Origin of the sequence: uncultured Tateyamaria sp., assembly GCF_947503045.1 — a bacterium.
In the GTDB taxonomy this organism is placed as follows: domain Bacteria; phylum Pseudomonadota; class Alphaproteobacteria; order Rhodobacterales; family Rhodobacteraceae; genus Tateyamaria.
Map to the genome: position 1 here is coordinate 993,065 of NZ_CANNCF010000001.1, position 14,206 is coordinate 1,007,270.

General features: G+C 62.2%; 14 protein-coding genes. 7 read left to right on the plus strand and 7 right to left on the minus strand.

The annotated features are described in order from the left end of the window. Positions 1-68: 68 nt before the first annotated feature. Both Q1A89_RS05070 and Q1A89_RS05075 read left to right on the plus strand, forming a co-directional pair. Positions 69-1,253: a hypothetical protein gene (locus Q1A89_RS05070; RefSeq protein WP_299724553.1), complete on the plus strand. Its 1,185-nt coding sequence runs from the start codon at positions 69-71 to the stop codon at positions 1,251-1,253. A 46-nt stretch (positions 1,254-1,299) separates the two neighbouring features. Beyond that, positions 1,300-1,878 carry a cobalamin biosynthesis protein CobQ gene (locus Q1A89_RS05075; RefSeq protein ID WP_299724555.1) on the plus strand — a complete coding sequence of 193 codons (579 nt, stop codon included), beginning with the start codon at positions 1,300-1,302 and terminating at the stop codon, positions 1,876-1,878. Between the two features lie 154 nt (positions 1,879-2,032). Here the strand turns inward: Q1A89_RS05075 and Q1A89_RS05080 are convergent, their stop codons facing one another. Beyond that, positions 2,033-2,353 (minus strand): DUF6280 family protein, encoded by a 321-nt coding sequence (locus tag Q1A89_RS05080; protein WP_008228933.1) that lies wholly within the window; start codon positions 2,351-2,353, stop codon positions 2,033-2,035. Positions 2,354-2,574: 221 nt separating this feature from the next. Between Q1A89_RS05080 and efp the strand changes: the two genes are divergently transcribed. Continuing rightward, the gene (gene efp / locus Q1A89_RS05085) at positions 2,575-3,138 is read left to right on the plus strand and encodes an elongation factor P (protein ID WP_299724558.1); all 564 of its coding nucleotides are present in this window, start codon (positions 2,575-2,577) and stop codon (positions 3,136-3,138) included. A 48-nt stretch (positions 3,139-3,186) separates the two neighbouring features. On the opposite strand, the gene Q1A89_RS05090 is transcribed toward efp, so the two are convergent. Beyond that, positions 3,187-3,933, minus strand: a complete 747-nt coding sequence (locus Q1A89_RS05090; protein WP_299724560.1) for a folate-binding protein — start codon at positions 3,931-3,933, stop codon at positions 3,187-3,189. 69 nt (positions 3,934-4,002) lie between these two features. Between Q1A89_RS05090 and Q1A89_RS05095 the strand changes: the two genes are divergently transcribed. Then, positions 4,003-4,671: a glycosyltransferase gene (locus Q1A89_RS05095; RefSeq protein ID WP_299724562.1), complete on the plus strand. Its 669-nt coding sequence runs from the start codon at positions 4,003-4,005 to the stop codon at positions 4,669-4,671. A gap of 9 nt (positions 4,672-4,680) precedes the next feature. Here Q1A89_RS05095 and Q1A89_RS05100 read toward each other — a convergent pair whose 3' ends face one another. Continuing rightward, positions 4,681-6,459 carry an ABC transporter ATP-binding protein gene (locus tag Q1A89_RS05100; RefSeq protein WP_299724564.1) on the minus strand — a complete coding sequence of 593 codons (1,779 nt, stop codon included), beginning with the start codon at positions 6,457-6,459 and terminating at the stop codon, positions 4,681-4,683. Between the two features lie 249 nt (positions 6,460-6,708). Here Q1A89_RS05100 and Q1A89_RS05105 point away from each other — a divergent pair, with 249 nt between their 5' ends. Continuing rightward, entirely contained in the window at positions 6,709-7,917 is a 1,209-nt protein-coding gene (locus Q1A89_RS05105) for an aminotransferase class V-fold PLP-dependent enzyme (RefSeq protein ID WP_299724566.1), read from the plus strand. Positions 7,918-8,006: 89 nt separating this feature from the next. Here the strand turns inward: Q1A89_RS05105 and Q1A89_RS05110 are convergent, their stop codons facing one another. Beyond that, a complete protein-coding gene (locus Q1A89_RS05110; RefSeq protein WP_299724568.1) occupies positions 8,007-8,240 on the minus strand; it encodes a hypothetical protein in 234 nt (77 codons plus the stop codon). 40 nt (positions 8,241-8,280) lie between these two features. Further along, on the minus strand, positions 8,281-9,384 hold the full coding sequence (locus Q1A89_RS05115; protein WP_299724570.1) for a pyridoxal phosphate-dependent aminotransferase: 1,104 nt from the start codon (positions 9,382-9,384) through the stop codon (positions 8,281-8,283). A gap of 99 nt (positions 9,385-9,483) precedes the next feature. Between Q1A89_RS05115 and Q1A89_RS05120 the strand changes: the two genes are divergently transcribed. Both Q1A89_RS05120 and Q1A89_RS05125 read left to right on the plus strand, forming a co-directional pair. Beyond that, the gene (locus Q1A89_RS05120) at positions 9,484-9,651 is read left to right on the plus strand and encodes a Tat pathway signal protein (RefSeq protein WP_299724572.1); all 168 of its coding nucleotides are present in this window, start codon (positions 9,484-9,486) and stop codon (positions 9,649-9,651) included. Positions 9,652-9,731: 80 nt separating this feature from the next. Continuing rightward, on the plus strand, positions 9,732-10,532 hold the full coding sequence (locus tag Q1A89_RS05125; protein WP_299724575.1) for a crotonase/enoyl-CoA hydratase family protein: 801 nt from the start codon (positions 9,732-9,734) through the stop codon (positions 10,530-10,532). A gap of 128 nt (positions 10,533-10,660) precedes the next feature. Here the strand turns inward: Q1A89_RS05125 and Q1A89_RS05130 are convergent, their stop codons facing one another. Together Q1A89_RS05130 and Q1A89_RS05135 are read right to left on the minus strand one after the other, a co-directional pair. Continuing rightward, positions 10,661-10,963 (minus strand): DnaJ family domain-containing protein, encoded by a 303-nt coding sequence (locus tag Q1A89_RS05130; protein ID WP_366524444.1) that lies wholly within the window; start codon positions 10,961-10,963, stop codon positions 10,661-10,663. 107 nt (positions 10,964-11,070) lie between these two features. After that, on the minus strand, positions 11,071-14,118 hold the full coding sequence (locus tag Q1A89_RS05135) for a valine--tRNA ligase (protein WP_299724579.1): 3,048 nt from the start codon (positions 14,116-14,118) through the stop codon (positions 11,071-11,073). Positions 14,119-14,206 lie beyond the last annotated feature (88 nt).

Below are 14,206 nucleotides of genomic sequence, written 5' to 3' on the forward strand. Positions count from 1 at the left end.
GTGCGACTCTTTTGTGCGGGCTAGACTGCATATCGAGGTTGAGAGTGGTAAAAAAAATGTCTGATCCGATGACCAACACTGATGTGGAGGACGTTCTTGCGTCTATTCGACGCCTGGTGTCCGATAACACGCGGCCCGGTTCCACACCCGTCCAGCAACCGCCAAGTGACCGTCTGGTTTTGACGCCGTCCCTGCGCGTGCCAGAGGATGATCCGGCGAACGCGCCCGAAGAGGCCGAGGCTGAGATGGCCGACGTCGAAGACGAGGCTGACGCAGAGGAAGAAACGCTGTCGCAATTTGCGCAATCGGCGTTTTCGAAAGAACCCGCTGACGAGGCTGGGAAAATTGACGTTCGCGTTCAGGGATACACGCCAGCGGATGACAGCGATCTGATCGCCTCGCTGTCCTCGGAAGGGTTCAGCAAGCCGCTGGATCCACCTGTCCAAGCGGATGCGCACGCCGATGCGGAGAGCGTGGTCGAAGATCTGAGCGACGAACATGCAGACGTGCCTGACGACACAGGCAATGATGATGTTGACGCCGCACTGGTTGCCACCGCTCTGACCGAGGCCGGGCTGCTTGAAACAGTGAATGCGGAAGAAAACGTGCAAGACGCCGAAGTGCCCGAGGATTGGGCAGAAGAGGTGGAAGACGCCGCCGCCGCGCCGGACGAGGACGAGGACGAGGGCAGCACCGCCGAGGCTGAGACGCCTGACCCCATGCCGCGCAGTCTGAGTGAAAAGATCGAAGCATTGGAAACTTTGGTCGGTGAGCGCCGCGATCAGTTCGAACCGGACGATCCGGGCGTCGATGCCTATGCGGGCACGGAACCACCCGCGATGGAGTGGGAAGACGCCGACGTTGAAGAAGATGATGTCGCGGAAAACGAGACGGCCGAGGCGGATGCCGCATTCGAGGTGACCGAAGTCGAAGAGGTCGCGCCCGAAGTTGAAGCGGTCGAAACTGAAACCTCGGAGCCTGAGGTCGCCGAAGTTGAAGCGGTCGAAGTCGAAGAGGTCGTCGAAGACCAGAGTGCAACCGAAGCGCCCCGCGTCGATGAAACGGCCGCCGTCGCATCCGCCCTCTTTGCATCGGATGACGATGTGCTGGACGAGGATGCGCTGCGCGAACTGATCAGCGACATCGTGCGCGAAGAGTTGCAAGGCGCGCTGGGCGAGCGGATCACGCGCAACGTGCGCAAACTGGTGCGCCGCGAAATCCATCGCGCGCTGGCCGCACAAGACCTGGAATGAGGCGGGGCAGGCCCGGCGCAAAGCGTGCCGTGCGTCCCAGGGCCAAGTGAATACTCCTGCGCATCTGCTGATCGGAGCGGCCATTTTTGGCCGTCCAGCCCACACACCCATAGTTCTTGGCGCGTTTGCGGGCGCATTGCTTCCCGATTTGTCGCTTTATCTGATGGCGGGCGCCGCCCTGTTTGTCATGGCGATTCCGCCGTCCCGGGTCTTTAACGAGCTCTACTATTCCGACGAATGGCAGACTGTTTTTGCCATCGACAATTCGTTCCTGCTGTGGGGGCTGCTGCTGGGCCTTGCGCTGTGGCGGCAGGCGCCGTGGGCAATTGCGCTGGCGAGCGCGGCACTCCTGCACCTCGCGCTTGATTTTCCGCTGCATCATGATGACGGGCGGCCGCATTTCTGGCCTGCCTCCGCGTGGGTTTACGAAAGCCCGATCAGCTATTGGGACCGTGCGCATGGCGCGTTTTGGGTGGCGCCGTTTGAGGCAGGGCTGGCGCTGATCAGTGCGGTCGTTCTGTGGTTGCGTCGGGTGCCGCTGTGGGCGGCAGTGTTGACGGCTATTCTGGTGCTGGCCGAGTTTTGGATTGTTCGTAAGTGGCTGTTTTTCTTTATCGACAGCTAGGGCAGGGGTCGCGCGTGGCACGGTGAAGGTGTGGATTTCGCGGGTCTTTGGGTGGCCCGGCGTCTTGGCCACGAATGAAAACGACCAGAGGCCAGACAAAAGAAAACGCGCCCGGCAGAAGGGCGCGTTTTCCTTAACAGCGAGATTTGGTAGATCAGGCGGCTTCGGCCTGTTGTGCCGCGTTGCGACGCTCGGATTCTTCGCGGCTCAGCGCGACCGAAGTGCGGACACCTTTGCCAACAAAATCCATCAAACCGGTCACAACCCGTTCGTTGGGGTCGATACCGGCGCAGCTCAGCACTTCGCGGCCGTCGCGCGAACGTGCCCAGCGGGCGATTTGCTCTGGGCCATTGCCATATTTCTTGTCATCCGCGATGGCGTCATCAAGCGCTGCCAACACCACGGCTGCAAACAGTTTACGTGCACGGTTGCCTTGTTCGTTGTTAAAGGCTGTGCCGTCAACGAAGTCTTTCATTCGTCGTCCTTTCTTTTTTTCTTGCTCTTGTGTTTTTCGGCGTGACGCCCGTTATGGCCTATATCAGTCGATTCGGATACCCTGTATTTGCATGGCACCCTTGCGTTTTCTGCATGGCTTGCTGCAGGTGCAGCACCGCATTTGGTTGCCTTGCAGGGCATCCACACCCGAGATATAGGGTGCGTCAAACATTCATCAACCTTTTGCCATGGTTTCGCCACATGCCTAAAATCAACGGAAACGAAATTCGCCCCGGAAACGTGCTTGAGCACAACGGCGGCCTGTGGGCGGCGGTCAAGGTCGATCACGTAAAGCCCGGAAAGGGCGGGGCATTTGCCCAGGTCGAGATGCGCAATCTGCGCAACGGCTCCAAGCTGAACGAACGCTTTCGCAGCGCCGACAAGGTCGAGCGTGTGCGTCTTGAGCAGAAGGATCAGCAGTTCCTGTACGAAAATGACGGGATGCTGGTGTTCATGGACACCGACACCTACGAGCAGATCGAACTTCCTTCCGAAATCCTCGGCGAACGGCGTCCGTTCCTGCAGGACGGCATGACCATCGTTGTCGAATTTCACGAGGCCGAAGCGCTGAACGCGACCCTGCCGCAAAAGGTGGTCTGCAAGATCGTGGAGACTGAACCCGTGGTCAAAGGCCAGACAGCGGCGAACTCGTTCAAGCCCGCGACGCTGGACAATGGCCTCAAGGTGATGGTGCCACCCTTCGTCGGACAGGACGAGGACATTGTGGTCAACACCGAAACCATGGAATATTCCGAACGCGCCTGACGTCTGAGGAGGCCATAAGCCGATACGGGTTTTGAAACGGAAACTGTCTCAGGTTCCGTCGCCGCCCCATGACACTGCCGCATCTCCCGCTGTCATCGCGTCGCCCGCCCTGTCAAAGCGCAGGTAAGCGATGGCCTGCGCGTCGGTTCGGCTCAGCAGCGTGCCTGCCACTTTGTCACCCGCCATGATCGGCGTGCCTGGTGCTGCGTCCCCGGACACGCTCACCTGTGCGAGGCCTTTGCGCAGGGTTGTCTTGTGCTTCATCCGCGCGGTCACTTCCTGACCGACATAGCAGCCCTTGCGGAAGTCCACACCATTGAGCGCCTCAAACCCGGCCTCGAGGATGAAGGTGTCAGGGGTCAATTCGACCCCGGCCTCAGGGATCAGATGTGCGACCCGCAATGCGGTCCAGTCAACTTCGTCCTCGACCTGCGGATGATCGCGATAGGCCCGCCAGCCAAGCGCCTCATGGCGCGGGTCCATCGCCCCATCCTCCGGGCAGGGCCCGGTCCCGCGATGCACAAACAGACCGGCATCCGCAATCGCCACATCAGCGCGCAGCTTGTACATCCCCAGCCGCGTGCGCAGCATGTCCGCTTGATCGGCATCGGCGTCCAGCAACACATCCTCGCCGTCCGCTGCGAGGAAAAAGTCGGCCAGATACTTGCCCTGCGGCGTCAGCAGCGCGGCATAGACCAAGCCCGCATCGATCTTGCCCACGTCATTGGTCACCAGCCCTTGCAGGAAACTGCGTGTATCGGTCCCCGACAGTCGGAAAACATGGCGTGCGGACAAGGCGCGTTCCTTTCACTTTGCTCCCTAGTCATATAACAGGCTGAAGCACCGGAAAAAGGGGGCGCGCGCGTGCCTGCACCACTGTCTGTCATTATCCCGACGCTGAATGCGGGCCAGAGCCTGCCTGCGTGCCTGAGTGCGCTGATGGAAGGCGTCGAGGCCGGGCTGATTGCCGAGTTGATCATTTCGGATGGCGGGTCGGTCGATGACACGCTGGCGCAAGCCGATGCCTGGGGCGCACATATCGTGACGGGTCCCGCCTCACGCGGTGGGCAGCTGCGGCGCGGCTGTGCACAGGGCAGGGCGGGCTGGTTCCTGGTGCTCCATGCCGACACGGTGCTGTCACCGGGCTGGACGGCGGCGGTTGGGGCGCATCTCGGCACCCGTAAGGCGGGGTATTTCCAGTTGCGCTTTGATCGGGGCGGGCGCGTGGTTGCGGCCTGGGCCAATCTGCGCGCGCGCCTCTTTGGGCTGCCTTACGGCGATCAGGGCCTGCTGATCCCGCGCGCGCTCTATTCCCATGTGGACGGGTACCGCGACATTCCCTTGATGGAGGACGTCGCCATGGCGCGCAGCCTCAGGGGCCAATTGGTGGCGCTCGATGCGGTTGCCGTCACAAGTGCGGCCAAGTATCGCCGTCAGGGGTGGGTGCGGCGTGGCGCGCGCAATCTGTGGACCTTGCTGCGGTATTTTGCAGGCGCGGATGTCACAACGCTGGCGCGTCAGTACCGGCGTTAGGGCAGGGCCTTACCCGATGAAACGCGCGCGGATGCGGGCCAGCAGGCCGTGGCCTGAGGTTGTCTCGCCCATATTGGTCTTTCCCAATGCGCGGGCGCGCACCCCGTCGATCACGGTTTTTCCGTCACGGAACTGCAAACGGTAAAGATCGGCATAGATGCCGCCACGCTCCAGCAACTCTTCGTGGGTGCCGGTGTCCTTGACCTCGCCGCGGTCCATCACGATGATCTTGTCCGCCCCCTGAATGGTCGACAACCGGTGTGCGATCACAAGTGTCGTGCGTCCCGCCGACAGCCGATCCAGCGCGTCCTGCACCACCTTTTCGGATTGCGCATCAAGGGCCGAGGTCGCCTCGTCCAGCAACAGCACCGGGGTGTCGCGCAACAGCGCGCGCGCGATCACCACACGCTGGCGCTGGCCACCGGACAGGGCTGATCCGCGCGGGCCCACATGGGTGTCGAGCCCGTTTGGCAGCTTGTCCAGAAAGTCGGTGACGTGGGCGGCAACAAGGGCGGCTTTCAACGCCTCTTCGGAGGTGTCGTCATGGCCGAGCAGAATGTTCTCGCGCAGGGTTTCGTCAAACAGCAGCGCCTCCTGGGTGACCACCGAATAGATGCCGCGCAGGTCCTCGAGGTCCATGTCCTTGATGGCGACGCCGCCGACGCGCACGGTGCCGTCCTGTGCGTCCACAAGGCGGGTCAGCAGGTTGAAGATCGACGATTTCCCTGCCCCCGAGGCCCCAACAAGAGCCGTGGTTTCACCGGGGCGGGCCACCAGCGACACGTCTTTCAGCACCCGCGTATCGCCATAGGACAGCGACACATTCTCAAGTTTGATTTCGGGCACGCCGATCGGCGGTTTGGCCGGATTTGCGGGCGAGGAGAGGGCAAGTGGCGCGTCCAACAGTTCCTTGACCCGTTCGATAGAGGCCGCCGCCGTCTGCCACAGCCCCGAAATGGCGCCCAGGCGGCGCATCGGGTCAAAGGCAAAGCCCATGGCGGTGAAGAAGGTCATGAACTGGCCGATGGTCTTTTCGCCCGAGATGATCTCGGACCCGCCATAGAGGATGACAGCCATGAACCCCACGCCCGAGATGATATCGATCATCGCGGGGATCGCGGCCCCACCAAAGGCGGTTTTGATCTCGGTCTTGACGAACCGGTTGGTCAGCGACCGGTACTGGCGGGCCTGATAGCGTTCCAGCGCGTTCAGCTTGACCTGCACGATGCCATGGAACACTTCGTCCAGCCGGGTTGCGAGATGCGCGCCCAGATCGCGTGACTTGCCAGCCTGGCGGCGGACATATCGTTGTGCGGTGGCCGCAGGCAGCACCAGAACAGGGATCCCGACGCAAGCCAGCAGCGCCCAGATCGGATCGACACTGATTGCGACCCCCAAAAGCACCAAAAGCCCCAGAAAATCGCGCCCGGCCCCTGTGATGATGGCGCGCCAGACATCACCAACCGCGCCGACATCCCCCTGCACCCGCTGGATCAGAAAGCCGGGCGGGTGGGTCTGGTGAAATGCGCCGTCCTGCAACATGATCCGGTCCAGCAGGTCCATGCGCAGCGCCGCCCCGGTTTTAAGCGCAACCCGCGTCAAAAGCAGCTTTTGCACCACCGACGAGCTCGCGCGGATCACGAAGATCGCGATCACGAACAGCCCCACCCAGATCAGCATGTCGCCTTCGCCCTGCACGAACACATTGTCGAACATGGGCTGCATCATGTAGCTGAGCGCGCCCAGCATGGATCCTTCGATCAGCATGAAAAAGATGGCGATCATCATGATGCCGGTGTGCTGCTTTAAATAGCTGTGCCAAAGCCATTTGAGCAGCGGCCCGGAGGCAGCGCTGGGTTTTTCTGGAGTGTCAGGAGAAGTCACGCGTGGCGTTCGAGCGGCGGGTGCCGCGCTCCAATGGTTAACCTTGAGGGAAAGGTGTAGCTTGCGCGTCAGTGCGGGGCAAGCATTGAGGGTGATTGACGCCGCGCGGCGGCACGCTAGGGTCCGCGACAGCCCAACCCGCCGGAGACGTTCATGCCCACGACCCCCATTGCCAGCTTTGGCCGCGATTATCTTGCCATTCCGGGCCCTTCGGTGATCCCCGACGCGGTGCTGCGCGCCATGCACCGGGCCGCGCCCAATATCTATGCGGGCGAATTGATCGATCTGACGGCAAGCCTTGTGCCCGACCTCAAGGCGGTCGCCCGCACGCAGGGCGATGTGGCGATGTATATCGGCAATGGCCACGCAGCTTGGGAGGCCGCATTGGCCAACACCATTCAGCCCGGAGATACGGTGCTGGTGCCCGCAACGGGCCGGTTCGGCATCGGTTGGGGCGAGATGGCCGCCGGTCTCGGCGCCGAGGTCGAAACCCTCGATTTCGGCAAGCGCGCGCCCATGGACATGGACCGCATCGCCGAGACCCTGCGCGCCGACAAGGCACACAAGATCAAGGCTGTACTGGCCGTGCATGTGGACACCTCGACCTCGATCCGCAACGACATTGCCGCCCTGCGCGCGACACTGGACGCTGTCGAACATCCGGCCCTGTTGATGGCCGATTGCATCGCCTCTCTGGGCTGTGATGTGTTCGAGATGGACGCCTGGGGCGTCGATGTGATGGTCGCGGGATGCCAGAAAGGGCTGATGGTGCCGCCGGGCATGTGTTTCGTCTTTTTTAATGCCAAGGCCGCGGCCGTGCGCACAGCGATGCCCCGCGTCAGCTGCTATTGGGATTGGCAACCGCGCGCCAATCCCGAAGAGTTCTACATGTACTGGAACGGCACTGCGCCGACCCATCACCTCTACGGCCTGCGCGCCGCGCTCGACATGCTGCACGGTGAGGGGGTGGAGGCGGTGTGGAAGCGTCACGCCCTGCTGGCCCGCGCCATCTGGGCCGCCTGCGATGCATGGGGGCAGGCTGGCCCGCTCGAGCTGAACGTCGCCGATCCAGCCGATCGAAGCTGTGCTGTGACCGCCCTGCGCATCGGTGCGCCCAACGGCACGGCCCTGCGCGACTGGGTCGAGCAGAATATCGGGCTTACCCTAGGTATTGGCCTTGGTATGGCGGCGCCGGGTGACCCGGCCTGGCACGGGTTCTTCCGGCTTGGCCATATGGGCCATGTGAACGGGCACATGATCATGGGTCTGCTGGGCGGGATCGAAGCGGGCCTCCGTGCGCTCGACATCCCGCACGGGTCCGGTGCGCTTGAGGCGGCAGCGAAGGTGATCAGTGAGGGCTGACGCACCGACAATAGCGCGCACGTCCTCTTCTCTGATTTCAAAAATCCCGGGGGAGTCCGCAGGACGGGGGCAGAGCCCCCAATCCGGTTTCAAATCTGCTTGCCCCGCCGGATCGACGCGGCCTGACGGGCCGCGGCCCAGACTCGTGCGCGTTCCATCAGGTGGTTGACGCCAATGGCCAACAACATCGCCGCGATCAGGCCCCAAATCGCCCAGATCAATACGAGAACCCACGTGATATTCACACCGAACATGGCGATGCAGGCAGTTGTGTAGTTGGGCGCGCGACCCACGGGTTTGTTGTCCATAATGGCCTCGGACATAAAGCAGACGGGTTAAATTATAGTGCAGCGATTTCTGCTGTCAGCCCCCTCGCGCATCCTTGATCGCACCCGGCAGGGCGTCCGCCAATGCGTCCAGATCGATGTCCGTGCCGCAACTGATGCGGATGCAGCGGTTTTGTGGGGCGGCAAAGGGCATACGCACGAAAATGCCGCGCGCAATCAGGCCATCAAGGATGGCTTTGGCCAAGGTCCCGTCACACCCGCAGTCAATTGCAACAAAGTTTGTGGCTGAGCGCAGCGGTATCAGCCCGTTGTCGCGGGCAATTTGTGCGATCCGGGCGCGGGAGACCTCGATCCGGCTCAGCACCCAGGTCAGGTGATCCTGATCGGCCAACGCTGCCAGCGCCCCGGCTTGTGCGGCGCGGTTCATCCCAAAATGGTTGCGCACCTTGTTGAACGCATCAATCAGCGCAGCGGCCCCGATGGCATAGCCCACCCGCGCGCCAGCCATGCCGTAAACCTTTGAAAAGGTGCGTAAACGGATCACGCGCGGATCGTCTGGTTCGATGTCAGGCGCCGTGCCCGCGGGCGCGCATTCCACATAAGCCTCGTCCAGCACCAGCAGGCAGCCCTCGGGCAGATCCTCAAGCGCGCGCAGCAGGGTGGGGCCGTCATGCCACGTGCCCATCGGATTGTCGGGATTGGCCAGATAGACCAGCTTGGCACCCGTTTCGCGCGCCTTGGCAAAGAGCGCTGCTGGGTCTTCGTGATCGTCGCGATAGGGCACCTTGTGCAGCATGCCGCCAAATCCTGCGACGTGGTAGTTGAAGGTTGGATAGGCCCCATCAGATGTCACCACGTGATCGCCGGGGCCAATGAACAGGCGCACGAGATAACCGAGCAATCCATCGATCCCTTCGCCCACCATGATATTGCCAGGCGAGACCTGCAGATGGCTCGCCAGCGCGGCGCGCAGCTCAAAGCTTTCGGGATCGCCATAGTTCCACATGTCCGCCGCCGCCATCGCCTCCAGCGCGCGCGGGGAGGGGCCAAAGTTGTTTTCGTTGGCCCCAAGGCGGGCGACAAAGGCGGCGTTTCGGGCGCGTTCCTGCGCTTCGGGACCGACAAAAGGCACGGTCGAGGGCAGGCTGGCGGCGAGCGGGGTAAAGCGAAAATCGGTCATGCAAGCAGGCCTAGCGCGCAGGTCGCGCCGGGGCAAGGATTTGGAGATCGCGCCCGTCGCCCCTATATGAGAATCGTTCGCAACTGGAGGGCATGACATATGGCCAGGATGACACGACGCGGCTTTCTCGCCACGGCGGCAGCGGCAAGCACGGTTCGGGCTGTCCCCGGCCTGACCTTGCGCACGGGCGGCGGGCGGCATGTGCTGCGGCTGGTTTATGACAAGGGGTTGCGCATGATGCGCGCCATCGACACCTTCGTACCCTGAAGCGCGCGGTGCCGCGAGGTTTCGCTGGCGCGGGCGCGCGGGATGGGCTTGGGTGGCCCAAACAGCAGGAGCGTTGCCCGATGATCGACCCCACCCGCGTCACCGTCACCTATGACAGTCACATCGCCCATGTGCGCCTGACGCGCAGTGACAAGATAAATGCCGTCGATCAGGCCATGATCGACGCGGTCATCGCGGCAGGCAACGAGGTCGCGGCCAGCGACGCGCGGGTCTGTGTGATCTCGGGCGAGGGCAAGGGGTTTTGTGCAGGTATCGATATTGCTGGTCTTGGCGCAATGATTGGCAAGGATCCGCAGGATTTGCTGATGCCCCGCACCCACGGCGAGGGCACAACGAACCAATGGCAGGAAGTGGCGATGGTCTGGACCCGCTGCCCCATGCCGGTGATCGTGGCAATCCACGGCGTCTGTTATGGTGCGGGCCTGCAACTGGCCCTTGGCGGTGATATTCGCATTGCCGCACTAGATGCGAAACTGGCGGTGATGGAGATGAAATGGGGCATCGTGCCGGACATGGGCGGCATGGTGCTGTTGCCGCGTCTGGTGCGCAGCGACGTGTTGCGGCGTTTGACCTACACGGCCACACCGGTTGAGGCAGCACAAGCCGAGGCATGGGGGCTGGTCACCGAAATCGCTGATGATCCGCTGGCCGCGGCCATGGAATTGGCGGAAGGTCTTGTGTTGAAATCCCCCTCTGCCCTGCGTGCGGCCAAGGGGCTGATTGCGTTCAGTGAAACACACGGGACGGATGAGGTGTTGCTGGAGGAAAGCCGGGTGCAGGCAGAGCTGATCGGCAAGCCGGATCAGATGGAAGTGGTCGCGGCAACCTTCCAGAAACGCGCACCGAAGTTTGCAGGCTAAGGGCGTTTTGATCCAAAGGCCGCCTGACGGCGACGCGATTTTATGAAGGGGCTCTGCCCCTGGCCTTCGGCCACCCCGGGATTTTTTTAAAACAGAGAAGTTGAGGACCGCATGGCGGCGCGGTTTCGTCAGCCGAAGAAACGTTTGCGCGCCTCGCGGGCGATATTGTAACGCAGCTCAAGCTCCGCGATCTTCGCACTTTGTGCCTTGCGTGCGGCCGGGTCGGTCAGGGTGTTGAACTGGGCGCGGGCCGCGAGCAGTTGCTTTTTGAGGTCAAACTCTTCGGGCAGCACACCGGCCTCGGCCATCATCCCCATTGCCGCGGCCTCGCCTGCGTCTTGGCCTGTGGGTCGCTCGGGCAGGGGTTTGCCTGCGCCTTCCAGATCGGACAGGCCACCCTCGGCCTGGGTTTTGGCAATCTGGCGTTCCACGAGAGATCTGAAGCTGCGTGACATAGGCCCAGTATAGCATGAGTGCGGGATATCCGTAAGGTGCAGGTGTCCTGCGCCTAGTACTCCATGGCATGCCCGTGCAGGTTTTAGCCCAGTTCCTTGAGACGGTTCAGCGCCTCGTTCAGTTTGGCTTCTTCTTCTTCGCGCAAGGCGAGGTTTTGTTTGGTTTCTTCGACCACCTCTTCGGGAGCGCTTTCGGCGAATTTCGGGTTCTTGAGCCGTCCACGCAGGCCGCCGAGTTCCTTGGCAAGCTTGCCCAGCGTCTTTTCAAGCCGCGCGATTTCCGCGCCGACATCGATCACATCGGCCAGTGGCAGGCCGAATGTACCGCCGGAGATGGCCAGCGCGACGGTGCCTTTTGGGAAATCATCAACTTCGCTCAGCGATTCCAACCGGGCAAAGCGTTTGATCAGCGTCTCGTTGCGCCCATAGGCGGCTTTGGCGGTGTCCTCGAACCCTTTGACCACCAGCGGCACATAGGCCCCTACAGGCACATGCATCTGCGCGCGGGCCGAGCGGATGCTTTCGATCAGGCGGATCACCCAGTTGAGTTCGGCGTCCGCTGCGGCGTCCACCAGATCGGTGGTGTAGTCGGGCCAGTCGGCGTGGATCAACGGCTTGGGCCGGTCTTTTTTGCCCCAAAGCTCTTCGGTGATGAAGGGCATGATGGGATGCAGCAGGATCAGGCATTGATCGAGCGCCCAGGCATAGGTCGCCTTGGTTTCCGCGATTTCCTCCGGTGTGCCTTCGTCAAAGATCGGCTTGGTGAATTCCAGATACCAGTCGCAGAATGTGTTCCAGGTGAACGCATAAAGCGCGTTTGCCGCATCGTTGAAGCGGTAGTCGGCAAGGGCGGCATCGACAACCTCGCGGGTTTTGGCAATCTCGCCCTTGATCCAGCGGTTGAGCGGGTGGGCAGTGTCGGGCACCGCGTCCGTGTGGGGCACTTCAAAGGTGCCACGCATGTCGCCGTAGCTGGCCGCGTTCCAGAGCTTGGTGCCGAAGTTGCGGTAGCCTGCGATACGCTGGGTGTCGAGTTTCAGCGCGCCTCCCAGCGAGGCCATGGCCGCATTGGTAAAGCGCAGCGCGTCGGCCCCGTATTCCTCGATCAGATCGAGCGGGTCGATCACGTTGCCAGTCGATTTGGACATCTTCTTGCCCTTGGCGTCGCGCACGAGGCCATGCAGATAAACGGTGTCAAAGGGCACCTGACCGACCACGGCCAGTTGCATCATCATCATCCGCGCCACCCAGAAGAACAGGATATCCTGCCCGGTGATCAGATCAGAGGTGGGGAAGTAGCGTTTGAGCGCATCCGTATCCTCGGGCCAGCCCAGCGTGCCGATGGGCCAGAGACCAGAGGAAAACCATGTATCCAGCACATCCGGATCGCGCCACAGCCGCACGGGCTGGCCATCTTCCTGATAGGGCAGGCTGATCGCCTCTTGTGGGGTCTGCGCCTCGGTATCGACAAGGAAGCCCTGCGCGCCGGTGGTGCCGTAGTACTGGCCCGCCAGCCCAAGGGCCTCGTCATGGGTTGCGGCACAGAAATGCACCGGCTTGGTGATGTCCCATTCGTCGGATTCGGTGCCATCGTCGTTGACTGTGTGGGTCACGCTGGGCCCGTACCAGACGGGGATCTGGTGGCCCCACCACAGCTGGCGCGAGATGCACCAGGGTTCGATGTTTTCGAGCCAGTGGAAATAGGTCTTTTCGCCGGACTCGGGGATGATTTTCACATCACCATCGCGCACTGCATCAAGGGCCGGGCCGACGATCTTGTCGGTGTCCACGAACCATTGATCGGTCAGCAGGGGCTCGATCACCACTTTGGAGCGGTCACCGAAGGGTTGCATGATCGGTTTGGATTCCACGAAGGGTCGGCTCTCGGTGACGTCGTTGCCGTCCGCGTCCGTCGAGATGACCGCTTCCATCACAGCGAGCCCTTCGGCGGTGATTTCGGCCACAACCCGTTTGCGCGCTTCGAACCGGTCAAGGCCGCGATACTCGTCCGGAACAAGGTTCATCAGGGCGATCATCGCCTCGTCGAACGCCTGCTCTCGGGCGGCGATTTTCTGGGCGACTGCCGCCTCTTCGGCGTAGGGCTTTCCGTCGGCACGCATGGCGCCGCGCGTGTCCATCAGGTTGTACATCGGGATGTTGCCGCGCTTGGCCACCTGGTAGTCGTTAAAGTCATGTGCGCCGGTGATCTTGACTGCGCCCGAGCCAAAATCCTTGTCCGGATATTCATCCGTGATGATCGGGATCAGGCGGCGGTGCTCTTTCGGCCCAACAGGAATCTCGCAGAGTTTTCCGATGATTGGCGCGTAACGTTCATCTGATGGGTGAACAGCCACTGCGCCGTCGCCGAGCATGGTTTCAGGCCGCGTTGTGGCAATCGAGATATAGTCGCGCGTCTCGGACAGAACGACGTTTCCGTCCTCGTCCTTCTCCTCGTAGGTGTATGTTTCGCCCCCCGCCAGCGGGTATTTGAAGTGCCACATGTGCCCGGCCACTTCGATGTTTTCCACCTCGAGGTCGGAAATCGCGGTTTCGAAATGCGGGTCCCAGTTGACCAACCGCTTGCCGCGATAGATCAGGCCCTGATTGTACATCTCGATGAACACTTTGATCACCGCGTCATGGAAATTGCCCTGGGCCACGTCTGCAGGCGCGCCGGGTGCGCCGGACATTGTGAAGGCCTCGCGCGACCAGTCGCAACTGGCCCCCAGCCGCTTGAGCTGGGAGACGATCGTGCCGCCGGATTCCGCTTTCCATTCCCAAATCTTGGCGGTGAAAGCCTCGCGGCCCAGCTCGGTGCGCGAGGGTTGTTGCTGCTCGGCCAGACGCCGTTCGACCACCATCTGGGTCGCAATCCCGGCATGATCGGTGCCGGGCTGCCAGAGCGTGTCGAACCCGCGCATCCGGTGCCAGCGCACAAGGATGTCCTGCAGCGTGTTGTTAAAGGCATGGCCCATGTGCAGCACGCCGGTGACGTTGGGGGGCGGGATCATCACGCAATAGCTGGCTGCATCCGTGCGGGCATTGGCTCCGGCCGCGAAACAGCCCCGCGCCTCCCAACCGGCGTAGATGCGTGCCTCGACTTCGGCTGCGTCGAATTTTTCCAGTGCCATGATGCGTGGCCCCCTTTGTCTGCTGGGCCGTGAGATAGCGGGGGGGCGGGGCGAAGGAAAGGGGGGTTTTGGGATGCGCGGTGCTGGG

Excerpts from the sequence above, each read along its gene's own strand:
- Q1A89_RS05070 (WP_299724553.1), top strand. The coding sequence starts at position 69 with ATGACCAACACTGATGTGGAGGACGTTCTTGCGTCTATTCGACGCCTG.
- Q1A89_RS05080 (WP_008228933.1), bottom strand. The coding sequence starts at position 2,353 with ATGAAAGACTTCGTTGACGGCACAGCCTTTAACAACGAACAAGGCAAC.
- efp (WP_299724558.1), top strand. The coding sequence starts at position 2,575 with ATGCCTAAAATCAACGGAAACGAAATTCGCCCCGGAAACGTGCTTGAG.
- Q1A89_RS05100 (WP_299724564.1), bottom strand. The coding sequence starts at position 6,459 with ATGATGATCGCCATCTTTTTCATGCTGATCGAAGGATCCATGCTGGGC.
- Q1A89_RS05105 (WP_299724566.1), top strand. The coding sequence starts at position 6,709 with ATGCCCACGACCCCCATTGCCAGCTTTGGCCGCGATTATCTTGCCATT.
- Q1A89_RS05110 (WP_299724568.1), bottom strand. The coding sequence starts at position 8,240 with ATGTCCGAGGCCATTATGGACAACAAACCCGTGGGTCGCGCGCCCAAC.
- Q1A89_RS05115 (WP_299724570.1), bottom strand. The coding sequence starts at position 9,384 with ATGACCGATTTTCGCTTTACCCCGCTCGCCGCCAGCCTGCCCTCGACC.
- Q1A89_RS05120 (WP_299724572.1), top strand. The coding sequence starts at position 9,484 with ATGGCCAGGATGACACGACGCGGCTTTCTCGCCACGGCGGCAGCGGCA.
- Q1A89_RS05125 (WP_299724575.1), top strand. The coding sequence starts at position 9,732 with ATGATCGACCCCACCCGCGTCACCGTCACCTATGACAGTCACATCGCC.
- Q1A89_RS05135 (WP_299724579.1), bottom strand. The coding sequence starts at position 14,118 with ATGGCACTGGAAAAATTCGACGCAGCCGAAGTCGAGGCACGCATCTAC.